The organism is Chitinophaga cymbidii (assembly GCF_007992715.1).
Lineage (GTDB): Bacteria > Bacteroidota > Bacteroidia > Chitinophagales > Chitinophagaceae > Chitinophaga > Chitinophaga cymbidii.
In genome coordinates, this window is sequence record NZ_BKAU01000002.1 from 246,455 (window position 1) to 266,776 (window position 20,322).

17 protein-coding genes are annotated in these 20,322 nt (G+C 53.7%); 11 read left to right on the forward strand and 6 right to left on the reverse strand.

Going from position 1 to position 20,322, the window contains the following annotated elements; all coding sequences use genetic code 11:
* Nucleotides 1-172: 172 nt before the first annotated feature.
* Genes CCY01nite_RS12050 through CCY01nite_RS12065 form a run of 4 tightly spaced genes read right to left on the reverse strand, consistent with a single transcriptional unit; the run spans nucleotide 173 to nucleotide 1,544 of the window.
* Nucleotides 173-463, reverse strand: a complete 291-nt coding sequence (locus tag CCY01nite_RS12050; RefSeq protein ID WP_146861599.1) for a barstar family protein — start codon at nucleotides 461-463, stop codon at nucleotides 173-175.
* An 18-nt stretch (nucleotides 464-481) separates the two neighbouring features.
* Nucleotides 482-676: a YwbE family protein gene (locus CCY01nite_RS12055; protein ID WP_146861601.1), complete on the reverse strand. Its 195-nt coding sequence runs from the start codon at nucleotides 674-676 to the stop codon at nucleotides 482-484.
* Nucleotides 677-688: 12 nt separating this feature from the next.
* Nucleotides 689-1,270 carry a suppressor of fused domain protein gene (locus CCY01nite_RS12060; RefSeq protein WP_146861604.1) on the reverse strand — a complete coding sequence of 194 codons (582 nt, stop codon included), beginning with the start codon at nucleotides 1,268-1,270 and terminating at the stop codon, nucleotides 689-691.
* A gap of 10 nt (nucleotides 1,271-1,280) precedes the next feature.
* Nucleotides 1,281-1,544 (reverse strand): hypothetical protein, encoded by a 264-nt coding sequence (locus CCY01nite_RS12065; RefSeq protein ID WP_146861607.1) that lies wholly within the window; start codon nucleotides 1,542-1,544, stop codon nucleotides 1,281-1,283.
* 100 nt (nucleotides 1,545-1,644) lie between these two features.
* Here CCY01nite_RS12065 and CCY01nite_RS12070 point away from each other — a divergent pair, with 100 nt between their 5' ends.
* From CCY01nite_RS12070 to CCY01nite_RS12100, 7 genes are all read left to right on the forward strand, one after another.
* Nucleotides 1,645-2,175: an RNA polymerase sigma factor gene (locus tag CCY01nite_RS12070; protein ID WP_146861610.1), complete on the forward strand. Its 531-nt coding sequence runs from the start codon at nucleotides 1,645-1,647 to the stop codon at nucleotides 2,173-2,175.
* A complete protein-coding gene (locus tag CCY01nite_RS12075) occupies nucleotides 2,176-3,291 on the forward strand; it encodes a FecR family protein (RefSeq protein WP_146861613.1) in 1,116 nt (371 codons plus the stop codon). It abuts the gene before it with no gap.
* 94 nt (nucleotides 3,292-3,385) lie between these two features.
* The gene (locus CCY01nite_RS12080; RefSeq protein ID WP_222614373.1) at nucleotides 3,386-6,811 is read left to right on the forward strand and encodes a TonB-dependent receptor; all 3,426 of its coding nucleotides are present in this window, start codon (nucleotides 3,386-3,388) and stop codon (nucleotides 6,809-6,811) included.
* A gap of 19 nt (nucleotides 6,812-6,830) precedes the next feature.
* Nucleotides 6,831-8,654, forward strand: a complete 1,824-nt coding sequence (locus CCY01nite_RS12085; protein WP_146861616.1) for a RagB/SusD family nutrient uptake outer membrane protein — start codon at nucleotides 6,831-6,833, stop codon at nucleotides 8,652-8,654.
* A 30-nt stretch (nucleotides 8,655-8,684) separates the two neighbouring features.
* Entirely contained in the window at nucleotides 8,685-9,983 is a 1,299-nt protein-coding gene (locus tag CCY01nite_RS12090) for an IPT/TIG domain-containing protein (protein WP_246129920.1), read from the forward strand.
* Nucleotides 9,980-11,509 carry a right-handed parallel beta-helix repeat-containing protein gene (locus tag CCY01nite_RS12095; protein ID WP_146861622.1) on the forward strand — a complete coding sequence of 510 codons (1,530 nt, stop codon included), beginning with the start codon at nucleotides 9,980-9,982 and terminating at the stop codon, nucleotides 11,507-11,509. The genes CCY01nite_RS12090 and CCY01nite_RS12095 overlap by 4 nt, the downstream gene beginning before the upstream one ends.
* 150 nt (nucleotides 11,510-11,659) lie before the next feature.
* Complete coding sequence (locus CCY01nite_RS12100; RefSeq protein ID WP_146861625.1) at nucleotides 11,660-12,292, forward strand: hypothetical protein; 633 nt, start codon at nucleotides 11,660-11,662, stop codon at nucleotides 12,290-12,292.
* A gap of 22 nt (nucleotides 12,293-12,314) precedes the next feature.
* Here the strand turns inward: CCY01nite_RS12100 and CCY01nite_RS12105 are convergent, their stop codons facing one another.
* Nucleotides 12,315-13,241: a VOC family protein gene (locus tag CCY01nite_RS12105; protein ID WP_146861628.1), complete on the reverse strand. Its 927-nt coding sequence runs from the start codon at nucleotides 13,239-13,241 to the stop codon at nucleotides 12,315-12,317.
* A gap of 204 nt (nucleotides 13,242-13,445) precedes the next feature.
* Nucleotides 13,446-14,219, reverse strand: a complete 774-nt coding sequence (locus CCY01nite_RS12110; protein ID WP_146861631.1) for a MerR family transcriptional regulator — start codon at nucleotides 14,217-14,219, stop codon at nucleotides 13,446-13,448.
* Nucleotides 14,220-14,345: 126 nt separating this feature from the next.
* Between CCY01nite_RS12110 and CCY01nite_RS12115 the strand changes: the two genes are divergently transcribed.
* From CCY01nite_RS12115 to CCY01nite_RS12130, 4 genes are all read left to right on the forward strand, one after another.
* A complete protein-coding gene (locus tag CCY01nite_RS12115; RefSeq protein ID WP_146861634.1) occupies nucleotides 14,346-15,218 on the forward strand; it encodes an NIPSNAP family protein in 873 nt (290 codons plus the stop codon).
* A gap of 109 nt (nucleotides 15,219-15,327) precedes the next feature.
* Nucleotides 15,328-15,864 (forward strand): sigma-70 family RNA polymerase sigma factor, encoded by a 537-nt coding sequence (locus CCY01nite_RS12120; protein WP_146861637.1) that lies wholly within the window; start codon nucleotides 15,328-15,330, stop codon nucleotides 15,862-15,864.
* Nucleotides 15,865-15,909: 45 nt separating this feature from the next.
* On the forward strand, nucleotides 15,910-16,854 hold the full coding sequence (locus tag CCY01nite_RS12125; RefSeq protein WP_146861640.1) for a FecR family protein: 945 nt from the start codon (nucleotides 15,910-15,912) through the stop codon (nucleotides 16,852-16,854).
* Nucleotides 16,855-16,925: 71 nt separating this feature from the next.
* Nucleotides 16,926-20,318: a SusC/RagA family TonB-linked outer membrane protein gene (locus CCY01nite_RS12130; protein ID WP_146861643.1), complete on the forward strand. Its 3,393-nt coding sequence runs from the start codon at nucleotides 16,926-16,928 to the stop codon at nucleotides 20,316-20,318.
* Nucleotides 20,319-20,322 lie beyond the last annotated feature (4 nt).

Here is a 20,322-nt window from a genome sequence, read left to right on the forward strand (position 1 = left end):
TTTGTTATTTCAAGTATTCCGGTATATAGGTACACGTAGTCTACAACAATAATCGAGCTTCGTTAACCTTTAAAAATACATTTTACAGTAAGAACTCCGCTTTTTATGCATTTTACAGTACGGTATATCTGAATTACAGTATTTTTTGATGTTGTTACTGTCTATGATAATATTACTCGAACCCGCTTCCCTCAAATGATATATGCTCATGATCCGCAATAATCCCCACCAAAACCCCATAAACCTCCCCCAACTCCTCCCTGCTCTTCTCACTATTTTCCCAAACCAGCCTGATCGGCTCCTCATACTCATGCACACCAAACCCTCCACGCAAAAGGTCATTAAACGCATCCAGGTTATGCCCGGTCCTCCAATCAAGCCCCTTTGTTAATACCCGGTCAATTTCCGAGTAAAACCCCTCCAGGTCAGAGAACCTGTTCCCATCTATAATAATCGTCCTCATTACAAATAATAAAGGTAATCATCCCTCAATCACCGCAACCCTCCCCACCTGCCCATCCTCCAACCGCACCTTGATCCCCCGCGAATGATAAGGCGCCGAAGTCAGTATATCCTGCACCACCCCATAAGTGATCTTCCCCGTCCGCTGGTCCTTCTTCAAAATGATCCCCACTTCCAGCCCGGGGTATATGTCTTTTCTGTATCTGCCATGCATAGTTTCAAAAATTTATCTGCCAACAATCCGCTCCCGCGTCACACTATAATTATCAAACCCCTCATGATGCCAAAAATCCTTCAGCCCCATTTCCTCATACACCTTCAGCTCCTCCGAGTACATCGGGTACAGCCCCACAATGTTGATCTTGTAATCCAAGCCAATGTCAATATCCGCATGATCGGCGCGGTCGAGGGTACTCGGTGCAAAAATAAAGAACGCATCCATATCGGAGTCACTGCTTACCTTTTGTTTGAAATTGATCGTCTGCCCGTAGCTGAAGGGGCAGTTGCCGCGGAGGTTATTGGCGATGTACCCCGCCACCCGCGCCCATTCCAGCGCGGTGGACTTCACGGAGATGCACAGCTCCGGGCGGCCGTATTGCCAGTCGGGGTGATTAGCCAGGGAAAGGCCGTAGGTGATCCCGGTGATGTATCCTTTTTCGGGAACGTCTTTATATACGAACGTGGTTACGCCCGGCAGGCCGGGTATTAAACTCTCTTCCAGGTAATAGCGCGGTTCGCGGCGGAAGATGCGCTTCAGATGCCGGAGGTACCGCTCCTCCGGTTTATTGCGGAAGTTGAATATTCCCATAAATCAGTTTTTAAAAAATCCCCACAATCACCGCAACCCCGATCGTTCCGCCGAGAATGCTCGCCACGGCATCCCAGAAATCGTAATGCCCCCATCCCGTGATCAGCGAAAAAAGCTCGAATCCATAACTGATGGCCACCACCGCCGCCATCGCCAGCAATCCCGCCAGCATCTGCTGACCGGGAAACAAAAACATCATCGCCGCCTGTAAAACCGCGCCCATCGGAATCCCCACCCAAAAATGCTTCCACTTGTCCGGTGCTATCTTTCTCATAAGAACGGAATATACTGCAAATCCCAAAAAAAATTTCTCTATCTTTCCATCACAGAATCTTCAGATCAGCCAACTAGTCTCAACCAAAAAGGAATTGTGAATGAGTCATTCTCCCGATGCACAGCTGGTGCAGCGCTTAAAGGATGGTGATTTGACCGCTTTCGATGCGCTCTTCGTAAAGTATTATAAAATGCTTTGCGTAAATGCGTATTGGTTCCTTCAGAACGACCAGGAGGCGAAAGACCTCGTGCAGACCTTCTTCATGGATATCTGGGACAGAAAACTCTACCTCCGGTTCAATGACGATGATATCAAAGGATACCTTCACATGGCCGTGAAGAACCGCTGCCTTAACCTCCTGAAACAGCGGAAGAAACAGGACGTGCACCACGAGGTATTCACGCACCTGCAGCAGGAAGATACCGAGGCGCCGGACTACTACAACTGCCTGCAGGCGTCCATGAAAGATATGTCGGGGCACAAGCGGATGGCCGTGCAGATGGTGTACATCCAGGGAAAAAGATACCAGGAGGCGGCCGATGAAATGGGCATCAGCATCAATTCGCTGAAAACGCATCTCAAAAGAGGCTTACAGTTTTTAAGAACTGCGGTGCATAAAATAAAAGAGTAAATGGAGCAACAGGAAAAAATATTCCAGTTATACATTCAGCGGCTGTCGGGCGACCTGACGCCGGAAGAGGAGTCCTACGTGCAGCGCATGCTCACGCAGGACGCCGCTTTCAGGGAAACCTGGGATGCGCTGGAATCCCGTGGCCGCTCCATTGGCGCCGGGCAATACGTCAACTCCCTCGATCCGGAAGAAGCACTGGAACATCTCAACAAACGCAAACACCTCCGCCGCAAAAATATCCGTACCAACCTCGCTATTGCGGCCTCCCTGTTGTTGCTGGTGGTAGCCGGTGCATTCTGGCTCACGCAGCGCCAGCCCTTGTCCCTGCAGGAGTTTGTGGCGCAGACGGAGCGGCAGCATCCATCCGTGCAGCTGACCACGGCAGACGGCCAGGCCGTTGCGCTGGATAAAGACAGCAGCCAGCGCATCACCCTGCCCAACGCCACGCTGAACGCCGGCAACGGCTCTCTCCACTACACGTCTACCGACACCGCCATGAACGTGCTCACCGTTCCGGCGGGAGAACAATACCGCCTTACACTGTCAGACGGCACCGAAGTGCACCTCAACGCCTCCACCCGCCTGCGTTTCCCTTTCCATTTCGGGCAGGGCGACCGCGAAGTAATGGTGGAAGGGGAGGCTTTCTTTAAAGTGACGAAAGATCCCGCCCGCCGCTTCATTGTACACACGCCGCATACACAGGTGCAGGTCTACGGCACGGCTTTCAACGTCAACACCTACCAAACACAGGAAAAAACCTCCCTCGTGGAAGGCAGCGTATGGATGCAGGCGGCCAGCGGTCAGCGCACAGAGCTGAAACCGGGCCAGCAGGCTGCTTACAACGCCGGCACTTTTGAAACACAGCCTTTCGACGGGGAAGAAGTGCTCTCCTGGATGAACGGTGTCTACTATTTCCACAAAATGCCGGTCACCGAGCTGGCGGAAGTGGCATCCCGCTTTTATGGCGTCAACTTCGTGCTCGAATCCGCCAAGTTCGCGGATATTTCCACCACCGGCCTGATGGACAGGGCTAAATTATCCGAATTCCTGACGGACCTGCAAGTCACTGCCGGCGCGGAGTTCCGCTTCGGGGACAAGGCCATCTACCTGAAATAAAAAAAATATTTTCATCCCCCTGTCACCCATTTTCCCCCACTGCTTGTAGTTAGGCTGAAACGCATTTGCATAATCAACTAAAATCAGTTTCCGCATGAGAGAATGTATGCGCGATCGTCTGCCGGCCATTCGCGGCCTGGCATGTTCTTTTGTATTCCTGCTCATTTTCTTTCTTACCGCCGCGGCGCAGGACAAAACGCCCTCGCTGCAGTCCCCCGTCACTTTGTCGGGCGATAATGTGTCCCTCGTGCAGGTTTTCCGCGCTATCAAAAAGCAAACAGGCTTCACGCTGGTGTACAGCAACCTCTTGCTGAACGACAGCGAACGGATGAGCGTGAGCTTCCGCAATACCAAAGTGCAGGAGGTGCTGGACTTTGTGCTGAAGGGCAAGAACATCGGCTACGAAGTACGCAGTAACCGCATTGTGCTGGACCGCAAAGCCGCCGCTCCCGCACCTGCACCGGCAACGCCGGAGCAGGCCAAACCGCAGACCAGCGCAGTAAAAGGGCAGGTGATGACGCCGGACGGTACGCCCGTTCCCGGCGCCACAGTGGCCGTGAACGGCACTGCCCGCGGGGTGGTGACGGACGAGCTGGGCATTTTTACCATCAACGCCGCACCCGGCGAAGTGCTGAAAGTCGCTATGGTGGGCATGAAGCCGGAGGAGGTCAGGGTGGCCGGACAAAGGACCATCAAGGTCACGCTCACCGCTAAAGTGGATGAGCTGGATGAAGTGGTGATCGTAGGTTTCGGCAAGCAAAAGAAAGTAACGGTGACCGGCGCCGTGTCTACCGTGAACATGCAGGACATGCAGACGCCGGTGCGCTCCCTCACCAACGCGCTCGCCGGTAAAGTGGCGGGCGTCATTTCCATGCAGAGCGGGGGCGGTGAACCGGGGTACGACAATCCCACTTTCACCATCCGCGGCATCGGCACTTTCACCGGCAGCACCACGCCGCTCATTATTGTAGACGGTGTGCAGCGCGATGATGTGAACAGCACCTTCGGCGGCGCTTTCAACAACATAGATCCGGAAGACATTTCCAGCATCTCCCTGCTGAAAGATGCCTCCGCTACGGCCGTCTATGGCGCGCGGGGCGCGAACGGTGTGCTCATCATCACCACCAAACGCGGTGTGGCGGGCAAACCGAAGATCTCCGCCAAAGTGGAAAGCGGCTTCAACGGCATGACGCGCATGCCCGAAATGCTGGACGGCGTAACGTTCATGAAGCTCTACAACGAAGCCCGCGAAAACGATAACAACGCACCGGCGTATTCCGATGAAGTGATCGCCAAAACCGCCAGCGGCCTTGATCCTTACCTCTATCCGAATGTGAACTGGATAGACCGCATTTATAAGGACTGGGCCTCCCTCACCAATGCCAACGTGAACATCAGCGGCGGCGGCGAGTCCATGCGCTATTATGTGTCCATGAGCTTTTACAACCAGGACGGCCAGTACAACGTGTCTAAAGTGAACGGATACAATCCCAATCTGAATTTCAAACGGTATGATTTCAGGAGCAACGTAGACCTGAATGTGACCAAAACAACCACCCTCGCGCTCAACATCGCGGCCATGCTTGTGAACAGCCGCTATCCGGGTTCGCCCGCGCCCGATATATGGTATAATACCTATTCCACCAACCCGATCGCATTTCCGGTGCAATACCCGGACAATATGTGGGCCGGTCCGCGTAACAACGGCGGCCGCAATCCATTCAACCTGGTGCAGAATGCCGGTTATTCCACGGAGTTCAGACCTTCTGTGCAGTCCGTGCTTACGCTCACGCAGGACCTGGGCGTTGTCACCAAAGGGCTGACCGCTACGGGGCGTTTTTCTTTTGATACTTACGGCACTTTCAATAATTCCCGCACGGGCGATAACGATCTCTGGTACGCAGGCTCGCGCGATGCGGAAGGCGATCTCGTATTCGAGCAGGTACGCACCGGCAGCAGCTTCCTGGGCTACTCTTCCTATTCTGTTGGTGAAAGGATCATGTATCTCGAAGGAAACCTTAACTATGACCGTTCTTTTGGCGATCATCATTTTGGTGGATTGATAGTGGGGACGATGAGGAACCGCGTACTGGGCAGCGCCGGCGACGTGAAGGCCGCGATCCCGTACCGCAACCAGAGCGTTGCGGGCAGGGTGACCTATTCTTTCCGCGATAAATATTTACTCGAAGGAAATGTAGGCGCTACAGGATCTGAAAACTTCGAGAAGGGCAACCGCTGGGGTATTTTCCCCGCCGTTGCTGCCGGATGGGTAATATCGAAAGAGCGTTTCTTTGAACCGCTTGCGGCTACTTTCAGCCTGTTGAAGTTGCGTGGTTCCGTTGGTACAACAGGTAATGATATCATTGGCTACGGTGACCGGTTCGGATATCTAACCTACATCACTGATGCAACCGGTGTGTACTTTGGTTCTTCTCCGGCCGGGTATAACGGCATTGCCGCGAATGTGATTGGTACCGAGAATCTTACCTGGGAAACTTCCACCAAGACAAACGTTGGTCTCGATATCGGGTTATGGAATAAGCTGAACATCACTGTCGATGTATTTAAAGATAAACGTAAGGACATCCTGATCCAGCGTGCATCCATCTCTTCTATAGCGGGCTTTGAAGGCCTGCCGATTTTCGCCAACATGGGCGAGCTGGAAAATAAAGGCGTGGACGCGAGCGTGGAATTTCTCACCAAGATCGGCAGGGACGTGAGCATCCGCGTGTTCGGCAACATCACCTATGCAAAGAACAAAATACTGTTCGCGGATAAGCCGCAAATGCTGTTTGCTTATCAGCAATATGAAGGTACTTCCCATATGGAGTTCATGGGCTATAAACACGCCGGCCTGTTTGTGGATGAGGACGATGTGAACAAAAGCCCCGAGCAGCTGAGAGGGCTGTTCCCCGGCGATATCAAATACGAAGACCTGAACGGCGATGGCGTAATAGACGCGAACGACCGCTCCTATCTCGGTAAATCTCCTTTCCCGGTATGGTCTTACGGATACGGATTCAATGTAGGCATCAAACGCTTTGAAATATCCGCGCTCTTTGCAGGCGTAGCTGACGTAGGCATTATGGCAAACGGCTCCGCCATCAACCGGTTCGACGGTACTGCTCCCGGTGTGGGCATCGTTCCCTTCACGGGCATCGGCCAATATCCCGCCAACATTATCAGCAACGTCACCGACCGCTGGACGAAAGACAATCCCCGGCAGGATGCCTACTATCCCCGCCTGACCATCACCAACGCGAGCGATAATAATTACCAGGACAGCGACTGGTGGCTGAAAGACGGCAGCTTCATGCGCCTCAAGCAGGCTTCCGTCGGGTACAACATCATCACGCCGGAAATGAAACGCAGAGGGCTCAGCAGCCTGCAGGTCTATGCCGCCGGCACCAACCTGCTCACGTTCTCGAAGTTCAAACTCTGGGACCCGGAACTCGGCTCCAACGCCGCGAAGTACCCGTTTGCCAGGACCATCACCGCCGGGTTGAGGGCTAATTTCTAATCAAGTTAAAGCGCATCGTATGAATATATTCAAGTATTGCTTACTGGCTGGTGTCATGGCTTTATGCTCCTGCCATTACCTGGATAAAAAGCCGGATAACCTGCTGACGGAAGACCAGCTATGGATGACGAGGGCCAATGCGGAATCCTATCTCAACAACATCTACAGCTATGTGCATAATCACGATGGGGATGATTTTACCACCGTCGGCGCTTCCGATGAATCTTCCGTTTCCATCACCACGGTGAACGTACGCCAGATGGTCAGCGGCAACTGGAGCGCTTCCAGCCAGTACTTTTACAACTGGGGCAAGTACTACGCGGCCATCCGCAAGTCCTTCGTCTTCGAGCAGAATATCGACAAAGTGCCTTCCAATCAGCTGAGCGACGAACTGAAATCACAATACAAGGCGGAGAATCTTTTCCTCCGTGGATATTATTACTGGGAGATACTCAAACAATACGGTCCCTTTGTAAAAGTAACCGGCCTCATTGCGCAGGATGCGGACTTTGCGGAATATCCCCGCGCGCCTTTCGATACCTGCGTGGCGTACATCAATGAGCTGATGGACCGTGCGCAGGCCGGGCTGCCCGCAAGGTGGGAAGCGTCCAGCAACCTGGGCCGCCCTACCAAAGGCTCCTGCATGGCTATCCGGGTAAAGACAACGATGCTGGCGGCCAGCCCGCTCTGGAACGGCAATCCCGCATTCGCCGACTTCAAAAATAAGGACGGACTGGCGCTGGCGCCCGCAACGGCTTCCAATGAAAGATGGAAAACAGCCGCCGATGCCGCCAAAGCGCTCATCGACTCAAACTATTACAAGCTGTTCACCAATCTCGATAACGGCGGCACTGCTTTCGATCCCTACCTTTCCGTGCGTGATATTCATCTTACCAACTGGAACGATGAGATCATCTTCGCGAATGTGGGCTGGAACCGCTGGGGCTGGACCAAATGCGCTTCTCCCGGTCCCGGTGGCTACAACATGTATTGCGTAACGCAAAACCTGGTGGATGCGTTCGTCATGAAGAACGGCCGCACGATAGACGATCCGTTGTCTGAATACGTGGAAACCGGCTTTGCGCCCGGCTCCGCGCCGGAAAGCTGGGGGCATAAACAAAGCGAATGGAACATGTACGCCAACCGCGAGCCGCGCTTCTACGCCAACGTGATGTACAACGCAAGACCGGTAGTGCCGGCGCAGACGGCGGATGATAAAAACTATTACTCCTCCGACCAGAACGTGAACGGACAGGGCCGCGCGGAGTTCTACTACAACGGAAAGGCCGGCCAGAAATCCCAGGGCAGCAACAACCTCACCGGCTACCTGCCGCTGAAGCGCATCAGCCCGAGCAGCAACATCCGCCTGGATGCGGTGTCTTTCCACGGCCCCTGGATACTGATCCGCTACGCGGAAATTCTGCTGGACTATGCGGAGGCGCTCAATGAATACGATCCCGGCAACACGGATATCATCACTTATCTCAATCTCGTGCGCACAAGAGCGGGCATCCCCGGTATAGAAACCGTATACCCGGACGCGGTAGGCAATAAGGAAAAGATGCGCGAACACATCCTCCGGGAAAGGCAGGTGGAGCTTTGCTTTGAAGGCGACCGCTATTACACGCTCACGCGCCGCCTGCTGCTCGGTAAGCCGAAGTACACGGCGATTTACGGTATGGATGTGAACGCGAACGACAACGGACTTGGTTTTTCCTTCACCGGCTTCTACACGCGCAAGCTGTACCAGCAAAGGTATTGGGATAACAAGATGTATCTCTTTCCCATCCTGCAGGGCGATATCGAAAAGAACAGGGCATTGGTGCAGAACCCGGGCTGGTAATTCATTTCATTACAATTTCAATTCATGGATATGATCCGATCTTTTGGCAAATATTTTATGCTGGCAGGCTTGTTCCTGGCGGGATGCAAAAAGGACGATGTACCTTCCCATGCCCCCGGCGCGCCGATGACCATCAGCGAATTCATGCCGGCGCAGGGCGGCGGCGGTACGTCCGTGCTCATCAACGGCAGCAACTTCACCAGCGACACCTCCGAGCTGGAAGTTACCATCAACGGCAACAAATTGGCGATCATCGGCGCCAACACCAACCAGATCATGGCCGTAGTGCCGAAGAAATGCGGTACGGGCAACATCGTGGTGAAAGTGGGTGGGGACGAGATCGCCAGCACCGCGGTGTTCAATTATATGTTCACGCGCAATGTGACCACCTTCGCGGGCAACGGCACGGCAGGGTTTGCAAACGGGAAAGGGGAGGAAGCGCAGTTTAATTTCAATAAAGAGGCCTGGTACCGGAGCAAGGGAATTGTAACGGACGATGAAGGAAATGTGTTTGTGGCGGACCCCGGTAATCACTGCATCCGCAAGATCACCCCCGAAGGAGATGTAACGGTGTTCTCCGGCAATCCCAATGCCGCGGGGCATGCGGACGGGCAGGGGCTCACTGCGCAGTTCAGTCTTCCCTACGATCTCACGATCGACAACGATCAGAATTTATATTGCGTGGACCCCGGCAACTGGGACATCCGCAAGATCTCCCCGGACGGTACCGCCCTTACCATCGGCTGGGCCACGGGTGAGCCTTGGAGCGTGGCATACGACAAATCCTCGAATACCCTTTACTACCTCTCTGCCGCCAACGGCAACGTGTACAAAGTAGCGCCGGACGGCAGCAGCGAGGCGGTGATCACGGGGATCAACAGTCCCGCCGGCATGGGGTTCGATGCCCAGGGTAACCTGTATGTTGCCAGCAACGGAGATCATACGATCCTGAAATTCGAAAAAGGTTCTTCTACCGGCATCGCCATTGCAGGAGCGGCGGGCGCCAGCGGTTATGTGAACGGAACCGGCGCGGATGCAAGGTTTGCATTCCCCTGGGGCTTGTGCATCGATGCGGCGGGCAATATTTACGTGGCCGGCAATGGTACCTGGGATGGCGGTACTTACAATCCCGATCAGAGCATCCGTTTCATTGATGCAAAGAACGGGGAAGTCAGCACCTACGCCGGCAGCGGCACGGCGGGATATGCCAATGCCATCGGTGAAGCCGCGGCGTTCAGCGCGCCGGGCGGCGTGGCGGTGGACAGGAACGGCATTGTGTACGTGCTGGATAAAAACAATAATCGCGTTAGAAGAATAATTTCGGAATGATGAGGAGCAGCTTTTTAATATTTATACTGGCGGGCATCGCTTCCACGGCATGCAGCAAAAAGAACAGCCCGCAGGGCGACAACAAACCCGATGTAAGGCAGAACACTTTTTACGTATCGCCTTCCGGCAATGATGCCGCGGCCGGTACGCTGGCGGCGCCGCTGCGCGGGATCAATACCGCGCTGGCGAAAGCATCGCCCGGTGATACGGTGATCGTAAGAACGGGCAAGTATTATGAAAAGGTGGTGTTCCCGCGCTCCGGCAGGCAGGATAAATACATCACCCTCAAAGCATACCCCGGTGAAAAACCGGTCATCGACGGCACCGGTCTTTCCATCACCGGAAAAGAAGCGCTGGTGACCATCCGCAATGCCAGCTATGTTGTGTTTGAAGGCTTCGATGTGTGCAACTACATCAGCAGCACGCCCTGGGTGAACATCAACGGCATTGTGGCGGATGAAGGTTCCAGCCATATCATCATCCGGAAGAACAAAGTATATAACATCGAGCACAACGTGGCGCCGGCGGACGGCCGCAGCGGGCACGGCATCGAGATCATCGGCAACACCGGAACGCCTATGACGGACGTGCTGGTGGAAGAGAACGAGATACACGACTGCAACACCGGCTACAGCGAAAACCTGACGATCAACGGGTATGTGGACGGCTTCATCATCCGCCGCAACAAGATCTACAACGCTGAAAACATCGGCATCGACGCGGCGGGCGGCTATGCGGCCAATCCCAATCCTGCGTTCAACTACGCCCGCAATGGCCTCATCACGGAAAATGAACTGTATGATATCAATATGACTACGGGTCCGATCGGTGGCATTCACGGCCACGGCGCCATCGCCATTTATGTGGACGGTGCGCGCAATATCATCGTGGAACGCAACAGGGTGCGGGATTGCGACAGAGGCATCGGTATCGTGAGCGAAACGGATGCGTTTCCCACCAGCGATTGCATTGTACGGAACAACGTGGTGGCGAACTGCTACCGCACGGGCATTTACCTCGGCGGATACCTGGGGTATACCGGCGGCGGCACGCGCAACTCTTATGTGGTGAACAACACGTTGTACCAGAACAACCGCGAGAACGGCGCTTACGGAGAAATAGAAGGAGAGCTGCGCATGACGGAACATTGTATCGATAATGTGATCGTTAACAACCTCGTATATGCAAGACCGGTAGACCTGATGTTCCACAAGTACACCAGCACCGGCAGCGGCAATGAAATAGATTACAATCTTTATTTCACGACCGGTACGCCGGGATGGATATGGAACACGACCAACGGTACACCGTATACGGATTTTAACGCATGGAAAACGGCTTCCGGCGTGGATGCGGCTTCTGTTTTCGGGCTTGATCCAAAGCTGGCGGCGGATATGAGTTTGCAGTCAGGCTCCCCGGCGAAGGATGCGGGAAAAGTGATCGGAGCGGAAATACAGGGAACGCTGGATGTGAATGGAAATCCGAGGATAGTGGGCAACAAGATCAGCATCGGGGCCAGTCAATGACTTTGTGGTTACTCTTTATTGTGCGGGGTGTATCAGGTTCTGATACGCCCCTTTTTATTGGTATCAGCCGTTAATTACAACTATGCATTTTAGTGGAAGGGTGTATGGTGGAATAATATTTGATGGCTCTATATACTAACATTTTGAATTATGAGAACAATGTATCTGACCCCGTTGTGGTTTTGCTGCCTGCTGGCGGCCTTATCGCTGGCTTCCTGCGGCAACAGGAGGGAAAAGGAAAAGCAGTTGTCAAGTACCGCCTTACCGGTGCAGCCGGACTCTGTGGCACAGACCACCGGGGGTACTCCTCCTTCCATCAGCACCGACGAACAGAAGTTCCGCACCGCTTTCTCGGGGTTTCTGCAGGCCGTGGAGGGTGATAACCAGGAGCTGGCGAAGTCTTTTATCCGTTTTCCCCTGCAAACTTCCAGGCAATGGACGAATGAAGACCTGAAGAACGGGAACATCAACAAGACGGCGGGAAACATAGACGCCAATGAATTCGCAAAGTATTATCCAAAGATCTTTCACGCGGACGTAAAACGTTTGCTGCCAGAAGCGGACGAAGAGAATTTTTCCCTGATCGGCGGTAAGAAAATAGAAGAGGATTATTACAAAACATTGCAGCAGGGAACGGATCCGGATTCCGAACTTTTTGAAGTATCAATGCAATACCCGGAGAAGAACAGTGCTGCCGAAAGCTATTTCACCTTTGTGTTCGGAAGGGTGCAGGGAGAGTACAAGGTGATCGGGTATCACGGCAAGTTGCCTGTGAAAGGCTGATCTGAAAGAAACAGGCTTGTGTTTACTTTTCTCTATACGCTTCGATCAATTTCGCAATATCCAGCTTCTTCATCGGCATAAAAGCTTCCGTAAGCCGGTCGATCTGCTCGCGGGTGCCATTGCGGAACATTTCTTCCATAACAGCGGGTGAGATTTGCCAGGATACGCCATATTTATCCTTCACCCATCCGCATTGCTCGGACTCCGGAACAGCGGACAGTTTTTGCCAGTAGTAGTCTATCCCGGCCTGGTCGGCGCAGTTGACCATCAGGGAAACTGCCTCATTAAAATTGAACTTGTGATCATGCGCGCTGTCCATCGCCGCAAACCACATATCCTCCAACATAAAGTCGGCAAACATGATCGTGCCTTCCCTGTCCGGCGCCTGGTCTTTGCCATACCGGAACACTCCGCCCATTTTCTGGTTCCTGAAAACCGAGAGGTAAAAGTTGATCGCTTCCTCCGCTTTACCGCATTTATCGCCCACAAACATCAGCGAAGGTATGATCGCCGGTCTCGGCTCGCCTCCAGGATCGGTAAGGATCAGCTGCCAGGATAGGCCATATTTATCCTGTATCCAGCCGTAGCGCTCACTGAAAGGATATTTATCGATCGGCATGAGCACCGTGCCGCCATCCGCCAGTTTGTTCCAGACCTCATCTATTTTCTCCCTTGCGTCCTTTTCCCTTGTGGCGGCAGCACCGAACAGCAGCGGATCAAAGTTCACCATGAATGATATGGAAGGATTGAACTTGAAGAGAGGGCCTGCGCTGATGGCCATAAATTCCTGGTTCCAGATATTGAAAGTCACCACATCCGCGTCACCGGATGGTGTATCCCGGAGTGTTGTAACATGGGTGACCGCTGAATCCGGGAAAACGGAAGCATAAAACGCAGCCGCTTCCTTCGCTTCTTTGTCAAACCATAAATGCGGAATTATCTTTTGCATAGTTCTTCATTTAGATGCTGATGGAATCTGTTCTCCAAAAATATGCCATACACATTTAGCGGTGCAGGGGTTATGGAGACAAAGATGGGGTGAATTGTGACAGAACGCGGCTTTCAGCCTTATATTCCGGCTTCACCCATTCTTCGAATTGTCAGGAGAACCGGAAGCACTCAAAAAGGCGCTCCCGGTGTTGAAGTATATCCTCTATTTCCCCACATGGTCCGCATACCAGACCATTGCCTTGCTGATGAACGCCGCGTAAGCCGGATCATTCTTCCCGTCCGCGGTCTGCGTATACCGTTCATCATCTACATACAGCTTCGCCAGTCCCTTATACGCTTCCAGCATGCTGGGATCGCATCCGTCCTTCCCCCAGAATTGCATGATCAGCTCAAAGTGCCGGTGGATCACCTTCTGCACCCTGCGGTCCGCCACGTCCAGGTGCATCAGCGCGCCCAGCTCTGTTCTGATATTGTCGAATTCTCCTTTCAGTCTGTTCAGTTCCGCTTTGCTCAGCTTGCGGAGCTTGTTCTCGCCGCCTTCCACCGTTTCCCTGCCCCATTTGGCAATGGCTTCTTCGCGGTAGGTCTGGCCTTTCGGGAATCCTTCATATAATTCTTCATTTGTTAACATGACAGGTCCTCCTTTTAATTTTAAAATGGTTTTGTTAATTGTTTCCAGCAAAATGGAAAGCCGCTCGCGCCGTTCTTCCAGCGCCTGTTTATGGCTTTCAAGGGCCTGCAGTACCTCAAAGCCAGGATCGTCCAGGATGTCGCCGATCCTTTCCAGCGAAAGGTCCAGCTCCTTGTAGAACATGATCTGCTGCAACCGGAGCAGCTCGCTTTCGCCATACAAGCGGTACCCGGCCGTGGTACGTTCGGACGGCTTCAGCAAACCCAGCTGGTCGTAATGATGCAGTGTGCGCACACTCACCCCCGCCAGCTTCGCCAGTTGTTGAACAGTATAAGTGCTTTCCATCAGACAAAGGTAGGGTATCACGTTACGTAAGGGTCAAGACCTCCCGCAAAAAACTTATTCATTCGTGAGCCGTAGGAACTCTCCCCCGCAGATAGTATTTTACAGATCGATTTAACCGTGATCAACATGAAAAATACCACTTTACTTATTCTGACTTATCTGCTATTAGGCGCTTCTGCCAGCCACGCCACCGGTAAAGTTCCGGGAGGAACCAATGGAAGTGTCCTTACTCAAACGGTGCAGAAAATCCGTGTAGCGGAGGAAAACACCGCAGGAGGCACAAGGGCAAAAAAGGGAAGGAACTTCTACCAGATCAAAATCTACCACTTGAAGTCCCCGGCACAGGAGCAGCGCCTCGACAATTTTCTCCGCCAGGCCTACCTGCCCGCGTTACACCGCGCGAACATCCGCAAGGTAGGGGTTTTTAAACCCATCCAGCAGGATACGGCGGACATCCGGGTGTACGTCCTGATCCCCTTCCGCTCTCTTTCCGAATTTGACGACCTGGGTGACCAGCTGGCAAAGGACAGCCGCTACCAGCAAAGCGGCAGCGACTACATCAACGCCCCCTACAACAACGCTCCCTACGCCCGCATGGAATCCATCCTCCTCAAAGCCTTTTCCGGCAGCCCCGAGCTCACGCTGCCGAAGCTCACAGGCCCCAAAAGCGAAAGAGTGTACGAACTGCGCAGCTACGAAGGCCCCACCGAAAAATATTATGAGAACAAAGTGAAGATGTTCAATGCCGGCAACGAGATCGCGATCTTTAACAGGCTCGGTTTTAATGCCGTGTTCTACGGCGAGGTGATGTCCGGCAGCAGGATGCCCAACCTCATGTACCTCACTACCTTCAATAACCAGGCAGACAGGGACGCGCACTGGAAGGCGTTCTCCGCGGACCCGGACTGGAAGAAGCTGTCCGCCCTGGAAGAGTATAAAAATAATGTATCGAAGAACGAGCAGTTCTTTTTAAGACCGGCGGAATATTCCGATATCTGACCGTGTGAAGATTTGATGAATTTGTGATAAAATTTGTATACACTTATTGCGGCAAATAGATAGTTTTACCCTCCGGCAGAAGTTTTCTGCTGAAACCTGAATTCACTTTATGCAGGAGCGTGATGATGAAGGCATGCTGATGTCTACCGCGCAGGTATTCCATGAATATTATGCTGCGCTGGTGGGCTATGCCTGCAAGTTTGTAGACCTCCACACCGCCGAAGACCTGGTACAGGACGTGTTCATCCAGGCACATGGAAAGCTTCCCCGCAACCCCCGCAGTTACCTCTTCCGCAGCATTCATAACAAGTGTGTGGACCACTTCAAGCACCAGGCCGTGCACCGGCGTTTTGTGCAGGACAGCCTGCTGACGCAGCAGGAACTGGAATTTTTCCATCCGGACGCCGGCCATAAAAGCCTCCTGGAAGCCTCCGACGAGCGCAGCGTCTGGGAGGCCATCGAGCAGCTGCCGCCCAAATGCCGGGAGGTGGTGAAGCTGCGTTATATGCAGGGCATGAAGACCGCCGAGATCTCCGATGCCATGGGCATCTCTTCCCGGACCGTGGAAACCCAGTTATATAAAGCGGTGAAGCAGCTCCGGACCATGATCCGGAAGTTCAGCATATTTTCCTGGATTTTTTTTTGATCCCGCATACGTAGTTTTTATTCCCTCATCGTCTATATCATTGAAATGGCACTTTTACCCGAAAACAGCGAAATGGATTATAACGTACTGATGAATGTTCTGAACGGACAGGCAACGCCTGAAGAGTCGGCATTCGTGGAGGAATGGGTGCAGCGCTCAGACGCGAACCGGGAGCTGTATTTCAGGGTAAAGGACATCCTGGACCTGGAAAAGGCCGGTGACCGGCAGCTGGATGTGGAAGCCCGCTGGCAGGAAGTGTCCGCGCAGCTGCCCGGCAGGCGCCGCGTGCAGTGGTGGAAATATGCCGCCATGATCGCCGTGCTGATGCTGGCGGGAGGAACAGCGCTTTATTTCGGCCTGCGCCAAGCCGCGCCGGAAGTGCGGATGACGGTGCAGCACGATGCCCCGGTGCAGATCAGTGTATTGCCGGACAGCACCCGCGTTTGGCTGAAAGGCGGCAGCACGCTGTCGTACCGCCCCACCTTCGGAGAAAAAGACCGCGAGATATGGATCACCGGCACCGCATATTTCGATGTACAAAAGGCCACGCTGCCGTTTGTGGTGCATACCAAACAGCTGGACGTTACCGTGCTGGGCACCGCCTTTACGATGCACGAGAACGCCGTTATTTTGCAGCAGGGTAAGGTAAAAGCGCTGGCGGGGCAGGAGGAGATGACCGTTCAGCCCGGAGAACGGGTGCTGGTGGCGGCCGGTGGATTGAAAAAAGAGAAGGTGAACGCGCAGCTGTTCGGGGCGTGGAGAGATGGGGATTACAATTTTGAGAATACGTCGCTGGCGGAAATAAAAGAAGTGCTGGTCAGCAATTATGGATATGACGTGGAGATCGTGAATCCCGGCGCTTTTGCAGGCGCCGCTATCAGCGGAAGGGTGATCATGGAAAATGAAAAGGCGCTGATGGATGTGCTATCGGCCATGTTGAACGCAAGTATTGAAAAAACCGGAAATAAATTGAGTATTCAACCAAAATAGAACAACCAGATAGACCAAAATCGAAATAGTTCCTTTTTACAGTTTCATCTAACCTAACCAAAATTTACGTTATGAAATTTGGATGTCTACGGCTATGCCTTAGAGTAGTCAGTGTATTGCTATGTCTGCAGGTGATCGCCCCGGAGATACAGGCCCAGGGGTCCTTTGCAAGCGCCGGCTCCCTTGTCCGCCAGCAAAATGGGAAGGAGAAAAAATCGGGGAAAATGATCCCGTTGAAAGAAGCCCTTGAAGCAATTTATCAGAAACACAAGCTGCGGATCGCGCACAATGAAAAGTATACGAAGGATGTAATGGTGTCCGAACAGCTGACGAAGGAACCGGGCAACCGCATCATCCCCTCCATGCGGGAAGCCCTGCAGCCCTACCACCTGACGGTGAGCAGGATCACCGATCTCCAGTTCATCATCGCGCCCACGGAAACATTACCGCCACCCAAAGCTACAGGCACGCCGCTGGCCAAGATCCGGGTATCCGGCACGGTGAAAGACCGGCTGGGCGCCATTATCATCGGCGTGACCATCCGGGTGCCGGGTACCACCGTGGGCACCGTTACCAATGCCGAGGGGTTTTACAGCATCGAAGTGGAACCGACGGATACGCTGGAATTTTCTTTTGTGGGATATGAAACGCAGAAGTACGCCGTGCGCAACCGCATGGACCTGAATGTGGTGCTGGAAGCAAAGGAAGGCGGACTGAATGAAGTAGTGGTAGTAGGCTTTGGCGCCCAGAAGAAAGTCAGCCTCGTAGGGGCGCAGTCCACCGTACGTCCGCAGGAACTGAAGTTGCCCGCCCGCAGTCTGATGAATGCGCTCGGCGGCAGGCTGGCGGGCATTGTGTCCGTCCAGCGCAGCGGGGAACCGGGCTATGATGGCGCGGACATCTACATCCGCGGTATCTCTACTTTCAGCTCCAGCCCGCAAGGCCCCCTGATCATCGTGGATGGCGTGCCGGACCGCTCCATCACCGACATCGACCCCGAAGACATTGAAACCTTTACTATCCTCAAAGACGCCTCCGCCACCGCCGTATACGGCACCCGCGGCGCCAACGGCGTTATAATCGTCAATACCAAGACCGGCCGCGCCGGCAAACCCCAGATCAACGCGGAGCTGACACAGGCCATGACGCGCTTCACACAGCTGCCGGATTATGTGGATGCACCCACTTTCATGCGCCTGTACAACGAAGGGCTGCAAACCCGCGGCAGAACGGCCACCTACACGGAAGAACAGATACAGAAACATATCACCGGCGAAGATCCGGACCTCTACCCGAATGTGGACTGGTTCAAGGAGATCTTCAATGAATGGGGCCTCAACCGGAAAGCCGGCCTGAACGTGCGCGGCGGCTCCGAGTTCGCGACCTATTACATCAGCGCCAACTATTATTCCGAAACAGGTATGATGAAACGGGATGAACAGCAGTCCTACAACTCCAACATCAAGCTGGACCGCTTTACCTTTTCCACGAACGTAGATGCGAACATCACCAAAACCACCAAGCTGGAACTGGGTGTGAACGGGTATATCATCAACAGTAATTACCCCGGCATTGGCACCGGCGATCTGTTTGCACTTGCTTCACGGGTACCGCCGCACATCATTCCGCCGCAATACTCCAATGGCCAGTGGCCCAAGATTCCCAGCGGCGGTTTCGACAGCCCGTACCGCGACCTGACGCAAAGCGGCTACGCTACGGAATACAGGAACAACATCCGCACCAACCTACGCGCCCGGCAGAACCTCGATTTTATTGTAAAAGGATTATCGCTGACTTCCATGTTTGCCTTTGACTCCTACGCCTGGAATAACCTCAACCGCAAGCGCGACGTGCAGACTTACATCGCCGAGGGCCGTAACCCCGACGGCTCGCTGAAGACCCGGCTGGTGGAGGCTGGCTCCGATGTGCTCGGGTATGAAGGTTCCAGGGGCGGTAACCGCCGCTTTTATACAGAAACGGCGCTGAACTATGCCAATGGTTTCGGCAGGCACGACGTGTCCGGCCTGCTGCTGTTCAACCAGTCCGATTACATCAACGGCGATGCGAACGACCTTGTGTCTTCCATTCCTTTCCGTATCCGCGGCCTGAGCGGCAGGGTCACCTACGGTTTTGACAACCGGTATTTCACCGAAGTGAACTTCGGCTACAACGGATCGGAGAACTTTACGCCAAAGCGGCGTTACGGCTTCTTCCCCTCCTTCGGTGCGGGATGGGTGGTATCGAACGAGAAATTCTTTGAAACGCTGAAGGATGCGGTCCCCCACCTGAAATTCCGCTACACCTGGGGCATTTCCGGTAACAGCAACACCAATTCCCGTTTCCTGTTCATGACCCGGATCAATAATGACGGCGTTGGCGGCTACCAGTTCGGTATCCCCGGCAGCACTGTGGGTTATGGCGGTTATGAAGAAGGACAGGTAGGATCGGATGTAAGCTGGGAAACAGCGGAGCGCCAGAACCTCGGGTTCGAGATCAAGCTGTTCCGCAGCAGGCTCTCCCTGATCGCCGACCTCTTTAAAGAATACCGCACCGGCATCCTGCTCCGGCAGATGGACATGCCTTATTCTTCCGGTTTCACCTCCGGCAACATTCCCTACGGCAACGTGGGCATCACCCGCAACAAAGGCGTCGACCTGACGCTGGAATACAATCACTCGTTCAATGAAGACTACTACATCGGCTTCCGCGGCAACTTCACTTACAACAAGAACGAGAATGTGGCGGACGGTTTGCCGCCATGGCAGTATCCCTGGCTGAACCGCACCGGTCATCCTATCAGCCAGCGTTTCGGCTATATCGCCACCGGCCTGTTCCAGGACTCCGCGGAGATCACCCGCTCCCCGGTGCAGGCAGGTGATGTTCGTCCCGGTGACATCAAATATGAAGATCTGAACGGTGACGGCATCATCAATAGTTTCGACCAGAAAGCGATCGGCTACGGTTCCGTGCCGCGCATTTTGTATGGGCTTAACCTGAGCGCCGGTATTGGCCGGTTCGATCTGTTCATGTTCTGGCAGGGTGCGGCGCAGGTAGATTTCATGTATACCGGCGGACATAGCACCCAACCTTTCTTTGAAGGGCCTACTATCGGTAACCTCTATACGAACGCTACCGACCGCTGGACACCGGATAATCCCAACCCGCGGCCTTTTTATCCACGCCTGTCTACCCGCTCTGACGTGACCACCAACTATTATGAAAGCACGTGGTGGATGAAACGCGCTGATTACATCCGCCTGAAAGAGGTACAGGTCGGTTACAATTTCGGATTGAAAAGCCTGAGAAGGTTCAGTGTAAAGAACATGCGTTTGTATTTGCAGGCGACCAACTTGCTCACTTTCTCGCCCTGGAAAATATGGGACCCGGAACTGGATGATCCGCGGGGCGTGCGTTACCCACAGTTATCTGTTATCAATATCGGCCTCCGTGTAAACTTCCAATAAAACA

What these genes read in the sequence shown, in the direction of transcription:
- CCY01nite_RS12105 (WP_146861628.1), bottom strand. Translation starts at nt 13,241, where the DNA reads ATGCAAAAGATAATTCCGCATTTATGGTTTGACAAAGAAGCGAAGGAA.
- CCY01nite_RS12075 (WP_146861613.1), top strand. Translation starts at nt 2,176, where the DNA reads ATGGAGCAACAGGAAAAAATATTCCAGTTATACATTCAGCGGCTGTCG.
- CCY01nite_RS12090 (WP_246129920.1), top strand. Translation starts at nt 8,685, where the DNA reads ATGATCCGATCTTTTGGCAAATATTTTATGCTGGCAGGCTTGTTCCTG.
- CCY01nite_RS12055 (WP_146861601.1), bottom strand. Translation starts at nt 676, where the DNA reads ATGCATGGCAGATACAGAAAAGACATATACCCCGGGCTGGAAGTGGGG.
- CCY01nite_RS12100 (WP_146861625.1), top strand. Translation starts at nt 11,660, where the DNA reads ATGAGAACAATGTATCTGACCCCGTTGTGGTTTTGCTGCCTGCTGGCG.
- CCY01nite_RS12125 (WP_146861640.1), top strand. Translation starts at nt 15,910, where the DNA reads ATGGCACTTTTACCCGAAAACAGCGAAATGGATTATAACGTACTGATG.
- CCY01nite_RS12120 (WP_146861637.1), top strand. Translation starts at nt 15,328, where the DNA reads ATGCAGGAGCGTGATGATGAAGGCATGCTGATGTCTACCGCGCAGGTA.
- CCY01nite_RS12130 (WP_146861643.1), top strand. Translation starts at nt 16,926, where the DNA reads ATGAAATTTGGATGTCTACGGCTATGCCTTAGAGTAGTCAGTGTATTG.
- CCY01nite_RS12110 (WP_146861631.1), bottom strand. Translation starts at nt 14,219, where the DNA reads ATGGAAAGCACTTATACTGTTCAACAACTGGCGAAGCTGGCGGGGGTG.
- CCY01nite_RS12065 (WP_146861607.1), bottom strand. Translation starts at nt 1,544, where the DNA reads ATGAGAAAGATAGCACCGGACAAGTGGAAGCATTTTTGGGTGGGGATT.
- CCY01nite_RS12080 (WP_222614373.1), top strand. Translation starts at nt 3,386, where the DNA reads ATGAGAGAATGTATGCGCGATCGTCTGCCGGCCATTCGCGGCCTGGCA.
- CCY01nite_RS12070 (WP_146861610.1), top strand. Translation starts at nt 1,645, where the DNA reads ATGAGTCATTCTCCCGATGCACAGCTGGTGCAGCGCTTAAAGGATGGT.
- CCY01nite_RS12050 (WP_146861599.1), bottom strand. Translation starts at nt 463, where the DNA reads ATGAGGACGATTATTATAGATGGGAACAGGTTCTCTGACCTGGAGGGG.
- CCY01nite_RS12060 (WP_146861604.1), bottom strand. Translation starts at nt 1,270, where the DNA reads ATGGGAATATTCAACTTCCGCAATAAACCGGAGGAGCGGTACCTCCGG.
- CCY01nite_RS12115 (WP_146861634.1), top strand. Translation starts at nt 14,346, where the DNA reads ATGAAAAATACCACTTTACTTATTCTGACTTATCTGCTATTAGGCGCT.
- CCY01nite_RS12085 (WP_146861616.1), top strand. Translation starts at nt 6,831, where the DNA reads ATGAATATATTCAAGTATTGCTTACTGGCTGGTGTCATGGCTTTATGC.
- CCY01nite_RS12095 (WP_146861622.1), top strand. Translation starts at nt 9,980, where the DNA reads ATGATGAGGAGCAGCTTTTTAATATTTATACTGGCGGGCATCGCTTCC.